Source organism: Nocardiopsis sp. iso_186, from assembly GCF_056173365.1.
In genome coordinates, this window is record NZ_CM149670.1 from 1229317 (window position 1) to 1247948 (window position 18632).

Below are 18632 nucleotides of genomic sequence, written 5' to 3' on the forward strand. Positions count from 1 at the left end.
TCCCGTCGGGGCTGATCGCGGGCGGGGCAGAAAATCCGGATGCCCGCCGAAAGAATGAGTACGGTGCGTCACTTTCCGATTCGGGAGAGTGGTGGAACGGTTGTGTGCGGGCGCGTCGGCGGTGTGCCCTGTTTTTGTCGGGAAAGCGCTTCATAATGATTTTTCGTCTCGGCAATTGAGAAGCAAATAGACGCAGCATCAATAATTCTGATATTTCATTACGAGACATCTAGCGGCTTGGAGCGCGGACATGGCCAACGGCGAGCAGCAACGTCCGGGGCGGCTTCCCGACGCCACCGACACCACCATCATCGGCGCGCTCGCCGATGACGCCCGGACCGGCATCACCGAGGTCGCCGCCATGGCGAACGTCTCCCGGGCCACGGCCTACAACCGGATCAAACGGCTCACCGACGACGGGGTGATCCGCGGATACTCGGTGGTCACCGACCACGTGAAGATGGGTCTGGGCGTCACCGCCCTGGTGCTGATCTCGGGCAGTCAGCCCGACTGGCGCGCCAACCGGGAGGTGCTCTCGTCCTACCCGGAGGTCGAGTACTGCTGGTACGTGGTCGGTTCCGCCGATATCGCGCTGCTCGTCCGGGTCGCCGACACCCATCAGCTCCGCGACCTCATTCTCACCCGGCTCCAGGCGCTCCCCGGTGTGACGGCCACCCAGACCCTGACGGTCATCGACGAGGTCGTCCACCGCCCGGTGGTCCGGCCCCCGGAGTAGTCCGAGCCCGCCGGCGGCGGTCGCCGTCCGAAGTTCCGGCGCTCCGGGCGGTCCGCGATAAAAACCGGCACGCATGCTTGTTTTGTCGGACGCGCCGTGTCACCCTCGTGCCCATGACCGGCACGCCACTCCGCATCGGCAACGCCTCAGGGTTCTACGGCGACCGCATCGACGCCGTGCACGAGATGCTCACCGATGGCGAACTCGACGTGCTCACCGGTGATTACCTGGCCGAACTCACCATGCTCATCCTCGGCAGGGACCGTCGCAAAGACCCCGCGCGCGGGTACGCGCGCACCTTCGTCCGCCAGATGGAGGACTGCATGGGCCTCGCCCTGGAGCGGGGGGTCACCATCGTCACCAACGCCGGCGGACTCAATCCCGGCGGGCTGGCCGCCGAACTACGCGCCATCGCAGCCCGCCTGGGATTGCAGCCGCGGATCGCCCACGTCGAGGGCGACGACCTACTGCCCCGGGCCGTGGAACTCGGGTTCGGCCGGCCCCTCACCGCCAACGCCTACCTGGGCGCCTGGGGCATCGCCCACGCACTCGACACCGGGGCCGACATCGTCGTCACCGGCCGCGTCACCGACGCCTCACTCGTCGTGGGACCCGCCGCGGCCCACTTCGGCTGGCGGCGCACCGACTACGACGCCCTCGCCGGCGCGGTCGTGGCCGGACACATCATCGAGTGCGGCGCCCAGGCCACCGGCGGCAACTACGCCCTCTTCACCGACCTCGGCCCCGACCGCGACCTCCGGCATCCGGGTTTTCCCATCGCCGAGGTCCACGCCGACGGTTCCTCCGTCATCACCAAACACCCCTGCACCGGCGGGGCGGTCACCACCGGTACCGTCACCGCCCAACTGCTCTACGAGATCCAGGGGCCCCGCTACGCAGGCCCCGACGTCACCGCCCGCTTCGACACCGTCGAGCTCGCCCAGCAGGGGCCCGACCGGGTCCGCGTCCACCCCGTCCGCGGCGAGGCCCCGCCCCCTGACACCAAGGTCTGTCTCAACCGCATCGGCGGCTGGCGCAACGAAGCCGTCTTCGTGCTCACCGGCCTGGAGATCCCCGCCAAGGCCGCACTCGTGCGCGAACAGTTGGAGACCGCGCTGGGCGCCGACGCCCCAGCCGAACTCCGCTGGACCCTGGCCCGTACCGACCAGCCCGACGCGGCCACCGAACAGCAGGCCAGCGCGCTGCTGCACTGCGAGGCCAAGGACCCCGAACGCGCAGCGGTGGGGCGCCCGTTCACAGCCGCAGCCGTCGAGTTGGCGCTCGCCTCCTATCCGGGCTTCCACGTCCTCGCCCCTCCGGCCGACGCCGCACCCTACGGCGTCTACCACGCCGGCTATCTCGCCTCCGAGCTCGTGGAACAGGTTGTGGTGCTGGCCGACGGCGAGCGTGTCCCCATCGCCGGGCCCCGGGAGACCCGCCCTCTCGCCGAGCTCCCCCAACCCACGCCACCGCCCTACCGGCCCTCTTCTTCCGCCACCCGATCCGTTCCGCTGGGCCGTCTCACCGGCGCCCGCAGCGGGGACAAGGGCGGCTCCGCCACCCTCGGGGTCTGGGCCCGACACGAACGGGCCTGGCCCTGGTTGGCACACACCCTCACCGTCCAGCGGCTGCGCGAACTGCTGCCCGAGACGGCCGAACTGCCGATCCGTCGGCACCTCTTCCCCCGTCTGCACGCGCTCGCCTTCGTGGTTGACGACCTGCTCGGCGAAGGCGCAGCCGCCCGGGCCCGTTTCGACCCACAGGCAAAGGGCCTGGGCGAGTGGCTGCGCGCCCGCCACGTTGACGTCCCTGAGGAGCTCGCCCGGTGACCGTCCTGCGCTCGACCCTCGACCCCACTAGCGGCGACTACGCGGCCAACCGCACCGCCATGCTGGACAAACTCGCCGCACTCGACACCGAGCACGCCAAAGCACTGGCCGGGGGCGGGGAGAAGTACGTGCGCCGCCACCGCGGACGCGGCAAGCTCACCGCCCGCGAACGGATCGAACTCCTCCTCGACCCCGACTCGCCCTTCCTGGAACTGTCGCCGCTGGCCGCATGGGGAAGCGACTATCCGGTCGGCGCCAGCGTGGTCACCGGGGTCGGCGTGGTCGAGGGGGTCGAGTGCGTCATCGTGGCCAGCGACCCGACCGTTCGGGGCGGCTCCAGCAACCCCTGGACCGTCAAGAAGACCTTCCGGGCCATGGACATCGCCGCCCAGAACCGGCTGCCCCTGATCAACCTGGTGGAGTCCGGCGGTGCGGACCTGCCCAGCCAGAAAGAGATCTTCATTCCGGGCGGACGCCTGTTCCGCGACCTCACCCGCCTCTCCGCCGACAAGATCCCCACCATCGCCGTCGTCTTCGGCAACTCCACCGCCGGCGGTGCCTACGTACCGGGGATGAGCGACCACGTCGTACTCGTTGACCGGCGCTCCACGGTCTTTCTGGGCGGTCCGCCCCTGGTCAAGATGGCCACCGGGGAAGACAGCGACGACGAGTCCCTGGGCGGGGCGCGTATGCACGCCCGCGAGTCGGGACTGGCCGACCATCTCGCCGCGGACGAACCCGACGCCATCCGTGTCGCCCGGCGCATCGTCGCCCGACTCGGTAAACGCACGCCTGACCGCCCGCGGCGGCCCGTCCACCCGCCGCGCGCCGACCCCGAGGAGCTGCTCGGCGTGGTCCCCGGTGACCTCAAGGTCCCCTTCGACCCGCGCGAGGTGATCGCCCGTGTCGTGGACGACTCCGACTTCGACGAGGTCAAGCCGCTCTACGGTGCGAGCCTGGTCACGGGGTGGGCCCGCCTGCACGGCTACCCCGTCGGCATCCTCGCCAACGCCCAGGGCGTTCTCTTCAGCGCCGAGGCGCAGAAGGCCGCCCAGTTCGTCCAGCTCGCCAACGCCGCCGACACCCCACTGATCTTCCTGCACAACACCACCGGCTACATGGTGGGCCGCGAATACGAGCGCGGCGGCATCATCAAGCACGGCGCAATGATGATCAACGCCGTCGCGAACAGCGGGGTCCCGCACCTGTCGGTCCTGATGGGCGCCTCCTACGGCGCCGGCCACTACGGCATGTGCGGGCGCGCCTACGACCCCCGCTTCCTCTTCGCCTGGCCCAGCGCCAAGTCCGCTGTCATGGGGCCGGCCCAGTTGGCCGGAGTGCTGTCCATCGTGGCCCGCCGGTCCGCGCTGGCCAAGGGGAACCCCTATGACGACGATGCCGACGCGGCCATGCGCGCCATGGTCGAGGCCCAGGTGGAATCGGAATCCCTGCCGGCCTTCCTGTCCGGCCGGCTCTACGACGACGGAGTCATCGACCCCCGCGACACCCGTACCGTGCTCGGCCTGTGCCTGTCCGCTGTGCACAACGCCCCGGTCCGCGGAGCCGACGGCTTCGGCGTCTTTCGGATGTGACCCCGTTGATGGAGAGCACCGTGCCCACGACCCGTATCGAGACCCTGCTCGTGGCCAACCGCGGCGAGATCGCCCGACGTGTCATCCGCACCTGCCGCGACCTCGGCATCACCACCGTCGCGGTCTACTCCGACGCAGACGCCACCGCCCCGCACGTTGACGAGGCCGATCTGGCCGTGCGCCTCCCCGGCACGGCCCCCGCCGACACCTACCTGCGTGCGGACCTGCTCGTCGCCGCAGCCCGCGCCACCGGCGCCGACGCCCTGCACCCCGGCTACGGTTTCCTCTCCGAGAGCGCGGCCTTCGCCGCCGACGTCCTCGCTGCCGGGGTGACCTGGATCGGGCCTTCACCCGAGGCGATCAGCCGCATGGGCGCCAAGATCGAGGCCAAGCGGCTCCTCGCCGAAGAGGGCCTGCCCGTCCTACGGCGCCACGACCCCCACGAGGTCACCGAAGAACTGCTCCCCGTACTGGTCAAGGCGTCCGCCGGCGGGGGCGGGCGCGGTATCCGCGTGGTCACCGAACTCGCCGGGCTGGAACGGGCCGTGGCATCGGCGGGCGCGGAGGCCGCAGCTGCCTTCGGCGATCCCGCTGTGTTCTGCGAACGCTATGTCCGCCACGGCCGTCACGTCGAGGTCCAGGTTCTCGCCGACACCCACGGCACCGTGTGGACACTGGGCGAACGCGACTGCTCCGTCCAGCGTCGCCACCAGAAGATCATCGAGGAGACCCCCGCACCCGGTCTGCACGACCGGCTGCGCACCGACCTCGCCGCAGCGGCCACGCGAACGGCCCGCTCGGTGGGCTACGTCGGCGCGGGAACCGTGGAGTTCCTGGTCGAACCGGACGGCGCCTTCTGGATCCTGGAAATGAACACCCGGCTCCAGGTGGAGCATCCCGTCACCGAGTGCGTCACCGGGCTGGACCTCGTCGCCTGGCAGGTGCGCGTGGCCGAAGGCGCACGCCTGCCCGCCGACGCCCCTGCCCTGCGCGGCCATGCGGTGGAGGCGCGGCTCTACGCCGAGGACCCCGCTGCCGGCTGGCGGCCCTCCCCGGGGGCCCTGTTCGCCCTGGACGTCCCCGGCGTGCGCGCGGAGTTCGCCCCGCTCCCCGAACCCGGCGTCCGCCTCGACGCCGGAGTGCGCGGCGGCGCGCAGATCACAACCTCCTACGACCCCATGCTGGCAAAGGTGATCGCCTGGGCACCCGACCGAGGTGAGGCGATACGCCGACTCGCCGCGACCCTGCGCCGCACCCGGCTGCACGGCGTCACCACCAACCGCGATCTCCTGGTGCGGATCCTGACCTCGCAGGAGTTCACCGACGCCGAACTGCACACCGGATTTCTCGACGGACCGGTCCTGGCCGACCTCGCCCGACCGCTCGCCGACGCCGCCGCGACCCGGCTGTCGGCGTTGGCCGCCGCGCTGGCCGACGCAGAGGCGAACCGCGAGCGCGCCGAGATCTGGGCCGACGTGCCCTCCGGCTGGCGCAACCTGCCGTCACAACCGCAGGTCAAGGGCTACCGCGACACCACCGGTACCGATATCGAGGTCCGTTACCGACACACCCGTGCCGGCCTTCGTGTCGAGAACCACCCCGGAATCATCCTTGCCGAAGCGTCCCCCCGTCGCGTGGTCCTGATCGAGGACGGAGTGCGTCGCGCCTTCGATGTCACGGCCTACCAGGATCTGACCTGCGTCAACTCCGGGCTCGGAGCCGTCCGCCTGGTCCCCCTCGATCGCTTCCCCGACCCCGCGGCCCGCCTCGACCCGGGCACCCTGCTCGCCCCCATGCCCGGCACCGTGCGCCGGGTGGTCGTCGCAGCCGGCGACACGGTCGAGTTCGGCCAGCCGCTGCTGTGGATGGAGGCCATGAAGATGGAGCACCGCGTCACCGCCCCCGTCGCCGGGGTCGTCAGCGTGCTGGAGGTCGGACCCGGCGCCCAGGTGGAGGCCGGAGCCGTCCTCGCAGTCGTTGACCCCCGCCCTTGACCCGCGGCCACCGCCCGTTTCACGTCACCGGAGCCCAAGGAGCCGACCATGGCCTTCACCGAACCCGCTGAACGCGTCGCCCTTCGCGAGGCCGTCGCCGCCTTCGCGGCCGACTACGGGACCGCCTACTTCCAGTCCCGCGCCAGGGCCGGGGAGTACCTCACCGACCTGTGGCAGGCGGCGGGCCGGTTGGGCTACCTCGGCGTCAACCTGCCCGAGGAGCACGGAGGCGGCGGGGGAGGGATCGCCGACCTCGCGGCGGTACTGGAGGAGCTGAGCGCAGCCGGCTGCCCCACGCTCATGATGGTGGTCTCCCCGGCGATCTGCGGAACCGTGCTGGCGCGTTTCGGCACCTCCGAGCAACAGAGGCGTTGGGTGCCCGCGATCGCCTCCGGCGAGACGATCCTGGCCTTCGCCATCACCGAGCCCGACGCCGGATCCAACTCCCACACCATCACCACCACCGCCCGCCGCGACGGCGACGACTGGCTGCTGACCGGCCGGAAAACCTACATCTCCGGTGTCAACGTCGCCGAGGCGGTGCTCGTCGTGGCCCGCACCGAGGACGCCCGGACCGGGCAGCTCAAACCCGCACTGTTCCTGGTTCCCACCGATGTCCCGGGATTCGAGGCGCGCCGCATCGAGATGGATCTGGTCAGCCCCGACCACCAGTTCGCCCTCTTCCTGGACGACGTACGACTGCCCGCCGACGCGCTTGTGGGCGATCCCGGAAACGGCCTGCGCCAGCTTTTCGCCGGCCTCAACCCCGAGCGCATCATGGCCGCCGCCCTGGCAACGGGAACGGCCCGTGACGCCTTGCAACGGGCCGTCTCCTACGCGCGCCAGCGCCGGGTCTGGGGAGTGCCCATCGGCGCCCATCAGGGGCTTTCCCATCCTCTCGCCCAGATCAAGATCGAACTGGAACTCGCTCGACTGATGACCCAGAAGGCCGCGGCCTGCTACGACGGAGGGGACGACGACGCGGCCGGTGAGGCCGCGAACATGGCCAAGTACGCTGCCGGTGAGGTGGCGGTACGTGCGGTCAACCAGGCGGTGCAGACCCTTGGGGGCAACGGCCTGGCCAGCGAGTACGGTCTCGGGGCGGCCATCGCGACGTCGCGCTTGGCCCGGATCGCCCCGGTCAGCCGGGAGATGGTTCTCAACTTCGTCGCCCAGCACTCCTTGGACCTTCCCCGGTCCTACTGAGCACAGCCGGTTCCACCGCGCAAGACCCCATCCGCAACGCCCGACGCGTGCCGCCACGACACCGAACGCCAGGGACGGAGAGGCAGATGACGGACGCCGCCACCGGGCGCGAACCGCGCCAGGAGCGCAGCCGCGCAACCCGGCACCGGCTGTTGGAGGCCGCACTGGAATGCCTGGCCGATGTCGGGTGGAGCGCCAGCACGGTGGGGAGGGTCGCCGCGCTGGCAGGTGTGTCCCGGGGGGCGGTCCAGCACCACTTCCCCACCAGGGAGGCGTTGTTCACCGCCGCCGTGCGCCACATCAACGGGCGCCGAACCGAGGAGCTGACCCGCCGCGCCGCGGCACTGCCGCACGGTCCCGGCCGCACGGAGGCGGTCGTGCGGATGCTGGTGGAGTCCTACACCGGGCGTGAGTTCGCGGCGGCGGTCCAGCTGTGGGCCGCGGCGGCCAACGACCCGGCCCTGCGTGCCCACGTGCTCCCCTTGGAGGAGGACGTGGGGCGTGAGGCGCACCGCAACGCCCTCGACCTACTGGGCGCCGACGAGTCGCAGCCGGGGGTGCGCGAGTCGGTGCAGGCCACCCTCGACCTGGCCCGCGGCCTGGGCCTCGCCGACCTGCTCACCGACGACCGGGTCCGGCGCACCCGCATCATCGAACAGTGGGCCAGGACCCTCGACGGGGTCCTGGCCCGGACGTGATGCCGGTGCGGGCGCGAGAGTGGGGGCCGCACCGGTGCCGCGTGCCGTCGTGCTGTGCGGCCTTCTCAAAGACGCGCCCGGCTGCCCGGTCGCGGCGGCGGGTCTCCCGGAGCCGACGCGCGCTGGTCACGAGCCGCCGAACAGGCGCCGTCCGCAGTACTTCTTGTGGGCGGCCTGCTTGGACACTCCCAGGGCCGATGCGATCTGCGCCCAGGTGGCGCCGTTCACGCGCGCCCGGCGAACCAGCACCGCCTCCGCCTGCTCGACCTCCGCGCGCAGCTGTGCCAGTGACGCCAGCCCGGCCATCGGGTCGTCGTCGGCCACGTCCTGCGCCAGCACCACCATCTTCTCCGCGCCCATGGGGAAACCGTAGTCAACGGGTGGGGCGTGGTCCATTCCCGGATGCGCCGAGCCCTCGGGGGGCGAAACATCGGGGCCGTCCGTCCCCGGCCGGTAGGCGGCTTTCAGAAAATCTACCTTGTAAAGGTAGGGCTTATCTGGAAATTAGGAGTCGGCGCCGTCGATAGACGAGGGGCAAGCACGTCCCGGGGCGGTTCACCCGAGAACTCCGACCAGCCCCGGCGAGCCCTCTCGGTGTCAACGGTGGTCAAGCTCTCCCTGTCGCACCGGTTCACAGAGTAGGGCGTCGTTGGAGTCGGTCGCCGGCAAGTCGCCGGGACCGCCGTCGGTTTCGACCGGGACGACGCCGGTACCGTCGCGCATGCCGCGCTCGGCCGCCCGGCCCCCTTGCCTTGCGATCGCAGTGTGGCGACGGTAGTTCGGTTCGGTGCCGCCGACACTGCAATCGGCCGATTCCGGCCACCATTTTCGTGCGCCATTCGAGCGATTAATTTTTTGTGGCTCCTGGATTTTTTCCTTCGGGGGGCGTATCTGGACGCGGCCAAGCGGCCTGTCGTGATGGCATTTGGGATATGAATGGTGTGACGTATTCGCCCGGGAAAAGAAAACAAGTGGAAAAAGGGAAAATCGGATTTTCCTGTCTTGTCGTCCTCGTTCTGCTGTCCTCGTTTCTGTTCGGTACGGCTTCCGCGGAAACCGATCCGGCCAACCAGGGGGCCTACACCGTCACTTCCGTCAACGACGGTGTCCGGTCAACCCTGCGTATCACCCTCGAACCCGAAACGGACGGTTCGCTTCCGGAGCTTACCGCTGCCGAGCAGGAACAGATCGATGCACTCCTCGCCGAGTCGAGCGTTGGTGCCGCTCCGCTTGCGGAGGGAGGTGGCGCGGCTCCTCAGGCGCAGACCCTGGCCGGAAAGAAAAAGGGTCCTTTCTTGATGAAATGCGACAAGAATTCGAAATGGTCAGACGGAAACGGCACGCTCAACGCTCGGTTCAACTGTCGGAGCAACGTCATCAACTGGGGGTATGAAATCTCCACGAAGGTGCGTGAAATCATTGCCGGGCAGGTGAACGAGAGGGGGTCAGCTGGTGGAAGAACGGTACGAGGATGCCGAAAGGCGCGCCGCATCTGGTGGGCAAGAACTGCCATTTCCATGGCACGCTCAAGCCGGTGAAGAGCGGTGATGTCGTACAGTTTCAGGATTACATGACATTTCGGGTGAGGGTCGGCGGCACGACCGGTACCGGCTCGATCACCTGGGCGTCCAACGTCAAGGCCGGGAAGTAAGCAATGGATGCGACCGCCACTTCTGTTCGCCGTTGGGCCGAGGACATCCTGGGGCAGCTCGCCCCACCCCCCGGCTGCACGCTCACGGTCGCGGAACCGCCCTTCGGCGGTCCCGCCCCGACCTTCGAGGGAAGCCCGGGGTTCACGTCACGACTGGCGGTCAACTGGGACGCCGATTTGAAAGACCCGCTCCACCTCGACGCCTCGGTCGTCGTGGGGTTCCCCGACGGGTCGGCGGTCGGCGTCGAACTCACCGAGGCCATGACCGAGGCCGAGGCCGTCGTCACCCTCGCCGACCAGCTTCAGGACACCGTCATGGAGCACACCCACGGGGCCCCGGTCCCGCCGTGCCCCGGACACGGCCACCCGGCGGTGGCCGCAGTGGTGGACGGCGTCGCCTCCTGGACGTGCCCCGACGGCGACGGTGCGCACCGGCCCATCCTCACCGGGAGGGGGTAGCCCGCTGACGTGGTCGGTCAGGCTGCCGGGGAGAGGCCGGGGAACCCCGGGCCGGTTGAGTCAGGGCTCCCGGTCCCGTAGTGGTTTGCGGGCCTCGAAGAGCGTTCGGCAGGAGTACGCGACGAACGGGCCTTCGGCCACGATCAGTTCGTGCAGGTCCCGGAGGCGGTCGCGGTACCGCTCGACGGTGAAGCCCGGTACCGTCCAGAGCACCTTGCGCAGGAAGTACACGACCGCGCCCACGTCGAAGAACTCCATCCGCAGCCGTTCCATCGGGACGTCTGCTACCTCCAGCCCCGCCGCGCGGGCCTGCGCGGCCTCCTCCTCGGGGTGGCGCCGGCGGCGTGGTTCCCCGGTGAGCGGTCCCAGGAAGAACTCGGTCAATGCGAAGACCGTCTCCGGTCCCACGTGCTGTGCGAAGTACGTCCCGCCCGGTGTCAGCACCCGGGCGATCTCCGTCCACCACACGCTTGCCGGGTGCCGGCTGGTGACCAGGTCGAACACTCCATCGCCGAAGGGCAACGGAGGTTCGTCGCGCGCCGCGACGACGGCGACGCCGCGCGGCCCCAGGCGTGCGGCGGCCCTGGCGACGTTGGGCGGCCAGGACTCCGTGGCCACCATCACCGGCGGCAGCCGCTCGACGCCGGCCAGGACTTCCCCGCCGCCGGTCTGGATGTCCAGGGCACGCGACGCCGACCGCACGTGCTCGCCCATCAACCTCTGGTAGCCCCACGAAGGACGCTCCTCGGTGGCCCGCCCCTCCAACCAGGAGAAGTCCCAACCGTCCAGACAGGCCGAGTCGGCCTCGGCCACAAGTTCTTCGAAGGTGCGCGACATGACCGCATCATCGCGGCACGAGGGCGCGAAGCCAACCACTTTTGCCCCCGCGGCACCGGGGTGTGCCCGATTCGTTCACGACGGTTCGCTGTCCCCGGGACGCCATCGGTCCCATGCGTGCCAAGCGCAGATCCGACATGGCTCGGGCGTCTGTCCGACTTCCCCCCGTCCCCACCGCCCGCTCCGCGGCCTGATGGACGCGACCGGAATCAGCGCCGGCCTCGACCGGCTCACGCCAGGACAGGAGGACGGCGGCTGGACGGCGGACCGGGCGGTCCGTTCCCCGGCCGGGGGGCTGGACCGGCGCGGGGACGCGATCGTCGGGTCAGCGGGTGGTGTGCAGGCGGAGTTCCGTACAGATGCGGTCCCAGACGGGAGCGGTCGGGTCGATCACCGCGAAGTGGCCGCCGGTGTCCTCGATGACGGTGACCGGATCGGTTGCGGCGATCGCGTCCCGGACGTAGGCGCGGCTGGTCTCCAGCAGGTTCGGGTCGTCGTCCACGCAGCACACCACGACCTGTCGCAGACCCAGGGGAAGCCGGTGCGCAGGGGAGGACTCCTCGTAGATCGCGGATGCCGCGCCGTAGCGGCCGCCGAGGGCAGCCGACACCGCGCCTTCGCTCAGCCATCGTTCGTCGCCCAGCCGCAGGTCGAGTACCCCGGCCAGTGACACCGCCACCGTCGGGCACACCCGCATCTCCCCGTCGGCAACGGCGTCGGCGCATGCCCGCAGCGCCAGTTGCCCTCCGGCCGAATGCCCCAGGACCGCCACCCGGTCCAGGTCCAGCAGCGGTGCCTGTTCCAGGTCGGCGAGTGTGTCCACCGCCGCGGCCACGTCATCGGTCGTCGCCGCCCACCCGTGCTCGTCGGGCCGACGGTATTCGACGTTCCACGTGGCGTACCCGCGCGCGGTCAGGTCCACGGCCGCGGCGTCCATGAGGTCGTACTCCCAGCGCGAACGCCAGTACCCGCCGTGCACCAGCACGGCCACGGGGAACGGGCCCACGCCGTTCGGCAGGCGCAGTTCGGCGCGTTGTTCCCAGTGGTCGCCGTAGTCGACGACCTCGCCGGGAAAGAACCGGTGGTGGTACCAGCTGTCCACCGCGAAGCCGAGGCCGTCCAGTCCGCGCCCGCGGATGTGTGCCCGTACCCCGGCGGACCGGTCGGGGGAGCACTGGCCGAAATCCACCCGCAGTACCTCGGCAGCCCAGCCCCAGCCTCCCGGGCCGGGGTCCACCGAGCCGGGCACCACGATCGCCTCACCGTCGGCGCTCGCGATCACCGACCGGATCTCGCTCGCGTCGCCTGCGACGACCAGTTCGCCACTCAGGCCGCGGGCCTCCAGGGCACGCGCGGTGATCTCCTGCGCGGTCCGGACGTGCGTCAGCGCGTCGGACGCGGCGACGATCGTCAGGTGGGGCGCCGGTGCGTTCATCGTCGGGGCACATCCCATCATGTCGGTGAGGAAGGGGAGCGGCTTACCCGCCGGCGGGCGGGTCGGGCGGGGCCATGCCCGACACCAGGATGGTGACGAGGTCGAGGACCCGGGTGCTCTGGTGCCGGCCCGCCATCGTCTGGACCTGGGCCCGACGCTGTTCGAAGACCGGGTGGTTCACCCGGACGTGGACCAGGCCCTCCGAGGGGGCGGTCTCCGCCCGTAGCGAGCTGGCCAGTGCCACGCCGCCCCCGGCCTTGGCGAACTCGTAGATCGGGGCGAACCTGCCGCATTCGAGGACCGGGCGGATGGTCAGCCGCTCCATCCGCACCGCTGCGTCGAACAGTTCCCGCTGGCTCGTGCCCTCCGAGGAGAGCGCCAGCGGGTGCTCGCACAGTTCGGCGAGGCCCACGGAGGAGCGGCCCGCGAGCGGGTGGTCGGGGCGCACCATCGCGAACAGCGGAACGACGACCGAGTGCTCGACCCGCACGTCGTTCTGCTGCCCGATCGCATAGGTGACGGCGATGTCGGACCTCCCCTCCACCACCTGGCGGGTCGCCTCCTCGCGGGTCACCACGTCCAGCCGGAAGGACACCGTTTCGTGCACGCGGCGCAGGGCGGCCATCGCCTGCGGCACCACACGGTAGGAGAACCCCTCCGTGCAGGCCACGCTGACGGTGCGCGATTCGGTGGTGTCGATGCTGCGGATCTCGGTCAGCAGTGCCGAGGTCTCGATCTCGGTGCGGCGCACGTGCGCGAGCAGCCGGTGCCCGGCATCGGTGAGCGTCATCCCGCGGGTGTGCCGGTCGAACAGGGAGGCGCCGACCTCGGATTCCAGTTTCGCGATCTGGCGGCTCACGGCGGAGGTCGCGATGTGGTGGCGTGCGGCGGCCTCGGTGACGGAGCCGGTGCGGGCCACCTCATGGAAGTAGACGAGAGCGGTGGGCATCAACCGCAGCACGGCGCGCTCCCTCCGCACGAGGCGGGAACCGGGTGTCCGTTCCACGGCAACAAACGCTCTCTTGACACTCGCTTTGCTTTATAAGCAAAGCCGACACCGGAAAACGGTAATGGTGCTGGCCGCGGAAGTGACGTTAGCCTCATGCGACGACTCTAACAGCAGCCGGGGGAAGCGCAGATGGATCGTGGTAGTGCTATCGACTTGGCCAGGCAATACTTTGACTCCGGTCGGTTTTTCACCGAGCTTTCCGCTTTGGTGGCGTATCCCACCGAGAGTCAGAATCGTGACCGGCGCGTTGCCATGGAGGCATACCTGTCTGAGGCGATCGAGCCGATCCTCGACGGCCTGGGATGCGAGACGCGCCTCTTCGCCAACCCCGACGAGGCGGGTGGCCCCTTCCTCGTCGCCACCCGGGTCGAGGACAGGGAGCTGCCCGTTGTCCTCTGTTACGGCCACGCCGACGTCGTCGTCGGACAGCAGGGCCGGTGGAGCGAAGGGCGCGACCCCTGGACGCTCACGGCGGTGGGCGACCGCTGGTACGGAAGAGGGACCGCCGACAACAAGGGGCAGCACCTGATCAATCTCGCGGCGTTGCGGCTGCTGCTCGACGAGCGGGGGAGTCTCGGCTTCAACCTCACGGTGCTGTTGGAGACCGGTGAGGAGATCGGTTCGCCCGGTCTCGCCGAGTTCGCCAGGCAGCACCGGGACCTGCTGGCCGCCGACGTGCTCATCGCCTCCGACGGCCCCCGGCTGCGCGCGGACACCCCCACCCTCTTCCTCGGCGCGCGTGGCGGAGTGACCATCGAATTGGATGCCGACCTGCGTGCCGGCTCCTACCACTCGGGCAACTGGGGCGGACTGCTGCGCAACGCCGCCACCACCGTCACCGGAGCCGTCGCCACCCTGGTGGACGGGCACGGGGTCATCACCTGCCCGGCCCTGCTGCCCGGCGCCCCCTCGGAGACGGTCCGCCGTATGCTCGACGAGGTGCGGATCGGCGGATCACCCGGGGATCCGACCGTCAACGAGGACTGGGCCGACCGTTCCCTCAGCGACGCGGAGCGGGTGTTCGCCTGGAACACGCTGGAGGTCCTCGCCCTGGAGGCCGGCGACGCCGCCAGCCCCGTCAACGCCATCCCGGGCAGGGCCCGCGCCGTGCTGCAACTGCGCTTCGTGGTCGGCACCGACCTGGACGGAGCGGCCGACGCCGTGCGTGCCCACCTGGATTCCCACGGCTATCCGATGGTCGGGGTGCGGGTGCTCCAGTCCTTCCCCGCGAGCCGGACCGAGCCGGACCACCCGTGGGTGCGCTGGGCGATCGCGTCGCTGGAACGCACTGTTGACGGGCCCGTCGCGGTACTGCCCACCATCGGCGGTTCCCTGCCCAACCACGTGTTCACCGACATCCTCGGCCTGCCCACGGTCTGGCTGCCGCACTCCTACCCCGGCTGTCTCCAACACGCCCCCGACGAACACCTGCTCGTCAACGTCGCGCGGCAGGGCCTCGAAATCGCAGCCGGTCTGTTTTACGACCTGGGAACCGCCGACCCCGCGACGCGCCCGCCGCGCCCGGCCGGACGCGCGGGCGCCTCCGACCTCGCCCCCACCGCACCGTGAACCAACGCCGCAGCCCCGGCCCGACCGACAACGGACCCCGGACCGTTGACAGGGAGAGTCCCGTGCCGCCCCACACCCACCCAGTGCCCCCCGCCAGGACGGGGCCGCGTCCGGCGCGCGTCATCGTCGCGGCGACCATCGGAAACACCCTGGAATGGTTCGACATCGCGATCTACGCGCTGTTCGCCATCTACATCGGCCGTAATTTCTTCCCCGCCGCCGACCCCGGCGTCGAACTGGTCCAGACGTTCGGCGTCTTCGGGGTGTCCTACCTGATCCGACCGCTCGGCGGCCTGCTCCTGGGCTCCTACGCCGACCGGAAGGGGCGCAAGAAAGCCCTGGTCCAGACGATCAGGCTCATGGTCGTGGGCACAGCCATGATCGCCTTCATGCCCACCTACGAATCGATCGGGGTGCTCGCGCCCCTGGGCATCATCGTCGCCCGCCTGATCCAGGGATTCGCCGCGGGCGGAGAGTTCGGCGCGGCCACTTCGCTCCTCGTCGAGCAGAACGGCGAACGCCGCGGGTTCCTCGGCAGTTTCCAGTTCGCCAGCCAGGGACTCGCCACCCTGCTCGCAGCCGGGTTCGCCGCGGGGCTCACCGCTGTGCTCTCCGACGCCGACATGACCTCCTGGGGGTGGCGCGTCCCCTTCGTGTTCGGACTTCTCGTCGGACCCGTCGGCTACGTCATCCGCCGCTACGTTCACGAGTCCCCGGCGGTGGCCGGGCGTGACACCGGGAACGCGTCCCCGGTCCGCGAGCTCTTCCGGCAGCACTGGGGCGGACTGCTCATCGCGGGAGGGGTGCTCGTGGTCTCGACCGCGCTCAACTTCATCCTCCAGTACCTGCCGACCTTCGGAATCAGCGAGTTGGGGCTCGCCCCTTCGCTGTCCTATGTGGCGCTGGTCATCACCGGGGCCATCCTCACCGTGGTCACCCCGATCGTCGGAGGGGCCTCCGACCGGTTCGGGCGGCTGAGGATCATGCTTCCCTCCGCCGTCCTGATCGGGGTCAGCGTCGTCCCGTTGTTCATGTGGTTGATCGCGGTGCCCTCCTTCGCGACCCTGGCGGCCATGATGGTTCTCCTCGGCCTGCTCAAAGCGCTGTACTTCGGGGCGCTGCCCTCGGTGATGGCCGACGCCTTTCCCGTCGGGGCGCGGGCGACCGGGTTGTCGTTCAGCTACAACACCACCGTGGCGATATTCGGCGGTTTCACCCCCACCATCGCCGCTGCCCTGATCGCCGCGACCGGCCAGCAGGTCTCCCCGGGGTACTACCTCTTCGCCGTCTCGTTCGTGAGCATCGCCGCTCTGCTGGGCGCGGTGCGCTTCCGCGGAATCCGGTAGCCCCGGGGCAGCGCCGGACAGGTAACGGAAAATACGATCAGTGGCCTGTTGGCCGAAGCGACGAGAAGGGTCGAGGACACCATGACGGTAGAGGCGAATTCCAGATCCCTGGAGAAGGAGATCGTCACCGACTTCAGCTCCCGAATGAGCTACGGCTCCTACCTGGAGCTGGAGACGCTGCTCAGCGCGCAGAACCCGGTGAGCAGGCCCGAGCACCACGACGAGATGCTGTTCATCGTCCAGCACCAGACGACCGAACTGTGGCTCAAGCTCGTCCTGCACGAGCTTCTCGCCGCGCGTGCGGCGTTCGACGCGGACGACATGAGCAAAGCCCTCAAGTGCATCGCGCGGGTCAAGCACATCCAGAAGACCCTGACCGAGCAGTGGTCGGTCCTGGCGACGCTCACCCCCACCGAGTACTCCGAGTTCCGTGGCTTCCTCGGCAACTCCTCGGGATTCCAGTCCCACCAGTACCGCGCCGTGGAGTTCGTCCTCGGGAACAAGAACGAGGGCATGCTCGCGGTTTTCGCGTCCGACCCCGACGCCCACCGGCTGCTCGCCGCGCTTTTGAGCGAACCCAGCCTCTACGATGCCTTCTGGCGCTGCCTGGACCGGCGCGGCTACGAGGTCCCGGCCTCGGCACTGGAACGCGACGTCACCAAGGCATATGTCAGCAACCCGGAGCTGATCGGGCTGATCACCTCGGTCTACACCGACTCCGAGAAGAACTGGGCGGTCTACGAGGCGTTCGAGGAGTTCGTCAACCTGGAAGAGAACTTCCAATTGTGGCGGTTCCGGCACATGCGCACGGTCCTGCGCACCATCGGCATGAAGCGGGGGACCGGGGGCTCCAGCGGAGTCGGTTTCCTCCAGCGCGCGCTGGAACTCACCTTCTTCCCCGAGCTGTTGGAAGCCCGAACCGAAATCGGTGCCTGACCCACCCGTCCGCTTCTCCGGTAGAAACGAGAGCACGATGCCCGACAGCGACCTCACCGCACGCGCCGCCGAACTCGACCGGGCCGACCCGCTCGCCTCCTACCGCCAGTTGTTCGTCGGGGTTGACGACCCCGACGTGGTCGCCTACCTCGACGGCAACTCCCTGGGCCGCCCGCTCAAGGCGAGCGCCGCAGAGGTCTCCGACTTCGTCAGCCACACGTGGGGCTCCCGCCTCATCCGCGCCTGGGACGAGCAATGGTTCGACCTTCCCCTCGCCATTGGTGACCGGCTTGCAGCCGCAGCCCTCGGTGCGGCCGGCGGGCAGACCGTCGTCGGCGACTCCACCACGGTCCTGCTGTACAAGCTGGTCCGCGCAGGACTGGCCCTGCGCCCCGGCCGCACCGAGATCGTCGTCGACCGCGACAACTTCCCCACCGACCGCTACGTCCTGGAGGGGGTCGCAGCCGAGCTCGGCCTGACCCTGCGGTGGATCGAGTCGGACCCGCGAGGTGGTGTGACCCCCGAAGAGGTCCGGGCCGTGGTGGGGCCGCTCACCGCCCTCGTCGTGCTCAGCCACGTCGCCTATCGCTCCGGCTATCTCCTCGACGCCCCCGCTGTCACCGAGGCGGTGCACGAGTCCGGGGCACTGCTCCTGCTGGACCTGTGCCACTCGGTGGGCTCGGTGCCCGTGGACCTGGACGCATGGGGCGTGGATCTCGCGGTGGGCTGCACGTACAAGTACCTCAACGGCGGTCCGGGTTCTCCGGCGTTCGCCTACGTGCGGGCCGAGTACCTGCCCGATTTCGCCCAGCCCATCTGGGGGTGGATGGGGAGCGCTCGGGCGTTCGAAATGGGGCAGGGATATGTGCCTGCGGACGGCATCCGCCGAGTGATCAGCGGAACGCCCGTGGTCTCCGCGATGATCGCGATGCAGGGCACGATCGCGCTCATCGAGGAGGTGGGTATGACGGCGATCCGTGCGAAGTCCGTCGCCCTCACCGAGTTCGCCCTCCGGCTCGTCAACGCGTGGCTGACCCCCTACGGGGTCGAGGTCAGTTCGCCCACCGACGCCGAGCGGCGCGGTGGGCACGTCACGATCGACCACCCGGCCTTCAAAGGCATGGCCGAGCGGTTGTGGGAACGCGGGGTCATCCCCGACTTTCGCCGCCCCCAGGGCCTGCGGCTGGGCCTGAGTCCGCTGAGCACGAGCTTCACCGAGGTGCTGACGGGTGTCGCGGCGATCCGCGACGAGCTCGCCCGGGCCTGAGGGGCATCCGCGCCCGCCGGCCCCGGTACGGCGGGCGCGGACACCGAAACCCTCACGGTTGACTGCCC

General features: G+C 69.8%; 16 protein-coding genes. 12 read left to right on the forward strand and 4 right to left on the reverse strand.

The features are described 5' to 3' along the window. Positions 1-250 precede the first annotated feature (250 nt). The 6 genes from AC0VYP_RS05565 (at position 251) to AC0VYP_RS05590 (ending at position 8055) form a co-directional block, all read left to right on the forward strand. Entirely contained in the window at positions 251-736 is a 486-nt protein-coding gene (locus AC0VYP_RS05565; RefSeq protein WP_475472849.1) for an Lrp/AsnC family transcriptional regulator, read from the forward strand. 113 nt (positions 737-849) lie between these two features. Beyond that, positions 850-2565, forward strand: coding sequence for an acyclic terpene utilization AtuA family protein (locus AC0VYP_RS05570; RefSeq protein ID WP_475472851.1), 1716 nt, complete (start codon positions 850-852; stop codon positions 2563-2565). Then, a complete protein-coding gene (locus tag AC0VYP_RS05575) occupies positions 2562-4157 on the forward strand; it encodes an acyl-CoA carboxylase subunit beta (protein WP_475472853.1) in 1596 nt (531 codons plus the stop codon). Before AC0VYP_RS05570 ends, AC0VYP_RS05575 begins: the two co-directional genes overlap by 4 nt. Positions 4158-4177: 20 nt before the next feature. Beyond that, positions 4178-6151, forward strand: a complete 1974-nt coding sequence (locus AC0VYP_RS05580; RefSeq protein ID WP_475472855.1) for an acetyl/propionyl/methylcrotonyl-CoA carboxylase subunit alpha — start codon at positions 4178-4180, stop codon at positions 6149-6151. Between the two features lie 48 nt (positions 6152-6199). Beyond that, positions 6200-7357 carry an acyl-CoA dehydrogenase family protein gene (locus AC0VYP_RS05585; protein ID WP_475472857.1) on the forward strand — a complete coding sequence of 386 codons (1158 nt, stop codon included), beginning with the start codon at positions 6200-6202 and terminating at the stop codon, positions 7355-7357. Between the two features lie 86 nt (positions 7358-7443). Further along, positions 7444-8055: a TetR/AcrR family transcriptional regulator gene (locus tag AC0VYP_RS05590; RefSeq protein ID WP_285759133.1), complete on the forward strand. Its 612-nt coding sequence runs from the start codon at positions 7444-7446 to the stop codon at positions 8053-8055. 126 nt (positions 8056-8181) lie between these two features. Here the strand turns inward: AC0VYP_RS05590 and AC0VYP_RS05595 are convergent, their stop codons facing one another. After that, positions 8182-8451 carry a hypothetical protein gene (locus AC0VYP_RS05595; protein ID WP_432707465.1) on the reverse strand — a complete coding sequence of 90 codons (270 nt, stop codon included), beginning with the start codon at positions 8449-8451 and terminating at the stop codon, positions 8182-8184. A gap of 545 nt (positions 8452-8996) precedes the next feature. Between AC0VYP_RS05595 and AC0VYP_RS05600 the strand changes: the two genes are divergently transcribed. Together AC0VYP_RS05600 and AC0VYP_RS05605 are read left to right on the forward strand one after the other, a co-directional pair. After that, complete coding sequence (locus tag AC0VYP_RS05600; RefSeq protein ID WP_475472859.1) at positions 8997-9593, forward strand: hypothetical protein; 597 nt, start codon at positions 8997-8999, stop codon at positions 9591-9593. A gap of 116 nt (positions 9594-9709) precedes the next feature. Continuing rightward, entirely contained in the window at positions 9710-10165 is a 456-nt protein-coding gene (locus AC0VYP_RS05605; RefSeq protein WP_475472861.1) for a hypothetical protein, read from the forward strand. Between the two features lie 60 nt (positions 10166-10225). Here AC0VYP_RS05605 and AC0VYP_RS05610 read toward each other — a convergent pair whose 3' ends face one another. The 3 genes from AC0VYP_RS05610 to AC0VYP_RS05620 form a co-directional block, all read right to left on the reverse strand. Next, positions 10226-11002 carry a class I SAM-dependent methyltransferase gene (locus AC0VYP_RS05610; RefSeq protein WP_475472862.1) on the reverse strand — a complete coding sequence of 259 codons (777 nt, stop codon included), beginning with the start codon at positions 11000-11002 and terminating at the stop codon, positions 10226-10228. A 325-nt stretch (positions 11003-11327) separates the two neighbouring features. Further along, positions 11328-12437, reverse strand: a complete 1110-nt coding sequence (locus AC0VYP_RS05615; protein ID WP_285759138.1) for an alpha/beta hydrolase — start codon at positions 12435-12437, stop codon at positions 11328-11330. Between the two features lie 43 nt (positions 12438-12480). Continuing rightward, positions 12481-13443 carry a LysR family transcriptional regulator gene (locus tag AC0VYP_RS05620; RefSeq protein WP_475472864.1) on the reverse strand — a complete coding sequence of 321 codons (963 nt, stop codon included), beginning with the start codon at positions 13441-13443 and terminating at the stop codon, positions 12481-12483. Positions 13444-13575: 132 nt separating this feature from the next. On the opposite strand from AC0VYP_RS05620, the gene AC0VYP_RS05625 reads away from it, so the two are divergent. The 4 genes from AC0VYP_RS05625 (at position 13576) to AC0VYP_RS05640 (ending at position 18564) form a co-directional block, all read left to right on the forward strand. Beyond that, the gene (locus AC0VYP_RS05625; protein WP_475472865.1) at positions 13576-15015 is read left to right on the forward strand and encodes a M20 family metallopeptidase; all 1440 of its coding nucleotides are present in this window, start codon (positions 13576-13578) and stop codon (positions 15013-15015) included. Positions 15016-15077: 62 nt separating this feature from the next. Continuing rightward, a complete protein-coding gene (locus AC0VYP_RS05630; RefSeq protein WP_475472867.1) occupies positions 15078-16361 on the forward strand; it encodes an MFS transporter in 1284 nt (427 codons plus the stop codon). Positions 16362-16442: 81 nt separating this feature from the next. Beyond that, on the forward strand, positions 16443-17297 hold the full coding sequence (locus tag AC0VYP_RS05635; protein ID WP_475472868.1) for a tryptophan 2,3-dioxygenase: 855 nt from the start codon (positions 16443-16445) through the stop codon (positions 17295-17297). A gap of 37 nt (positions 17298-17334) precedes the next feature. Beyond that, the gene (locus AC0VYP_RS05640) at positions 17335-18564 is read left to right on the forward strand and encodes a kynureninase (protein ID WP_475472869.1); all 1230 of its coding nucleotides are present in this window, start codon (positions 17335-17337) and stop codon (positions 18562-18564) included. The last annotated feature ends 68 nt before the right edge of the window (positions 18565-18632 follow it).

Bases quoted from the DNA above. Each gene is read 5' to 3' on its own strand.
- AC0VYP_RS05565 (WP_475472849.1), top strand. From the start codon at position 251: ATGGCCAACGGCGAGCAGCAACGTCCGGGGCGGCTTCCCGACGCCACC.
- AC0VYP_RS05570 (WP_475472851.1), top strand. From the start codon at position 850: ATGACCGGCACGCCACTCCGCATCGGCAACGCCTCAGGGTTCTACGGC.
- AC0VYP_RS05585 (WP_475472857.1), top strand. From the start codon at position 6,200: ATGGCCTTCACCGAACCCGCTGAACGCGTCGCCCTTCGCGAGGCCGTC.
- AC0VYP_RS05590 (WP_285759133.1), top strand. From the start codon at position 7,444: ATGACGGACGCCGCCACCGGGCGCGAACCGCGCCAGGAGCGCAGCCGC.
- AC0VYP_RS05595 (WP_432707465.1), bottom strand. From the start codon at position 8,451: ATGGACCACGCCCCACCCGTTGACTACGGTTTCCCCATGGGCGCGGAG.
- AC0VYP_RS05605 (WP_475472861.1), top strand. From the start codon at position 9,710: ATGGATGCGACCGCCACTTCTGTTCGCCGTTGGGCCGAGGACATCCTG.
- AC0VYP_RS05610 (WP_475472862.1), bottom strand. From the start codon at position 11,002: ATGTCGCGCACCTTCGAAGAACTTGTGGCCGAGGCCGACTCGGCCTGT.
- AC0VYP_RS05615 (WP_285759138.1), bottom strand. From the start codon at position 12,437: ATGAACGCACCGGCGCCCCACCTGACGATCGTCGCCGCGTCCGACGCG.
- AC0VYP_RS05625 (WP_475472865.1), top strand. From the start codon at position 13,576: ATGGATCGTGGTAGTGCTATCGACTTGGCCAGGCAATACTTTGACTCC.
- AC0VYP_RS05635 (WP_475472868.1), top strand. From the start codon at position 16,443: ATGACGGTAGAGGCGAATTCCAGATCCCTGGAGAAGGAGATCGTCACC.
- AC0VYP_RS05640 (WP_475472869.1), top strand. From the start codon at position 17,335: ATGCCCGACAGCGACCTCACCGCACGCGCCGCCGAACTCGACCGGGCC.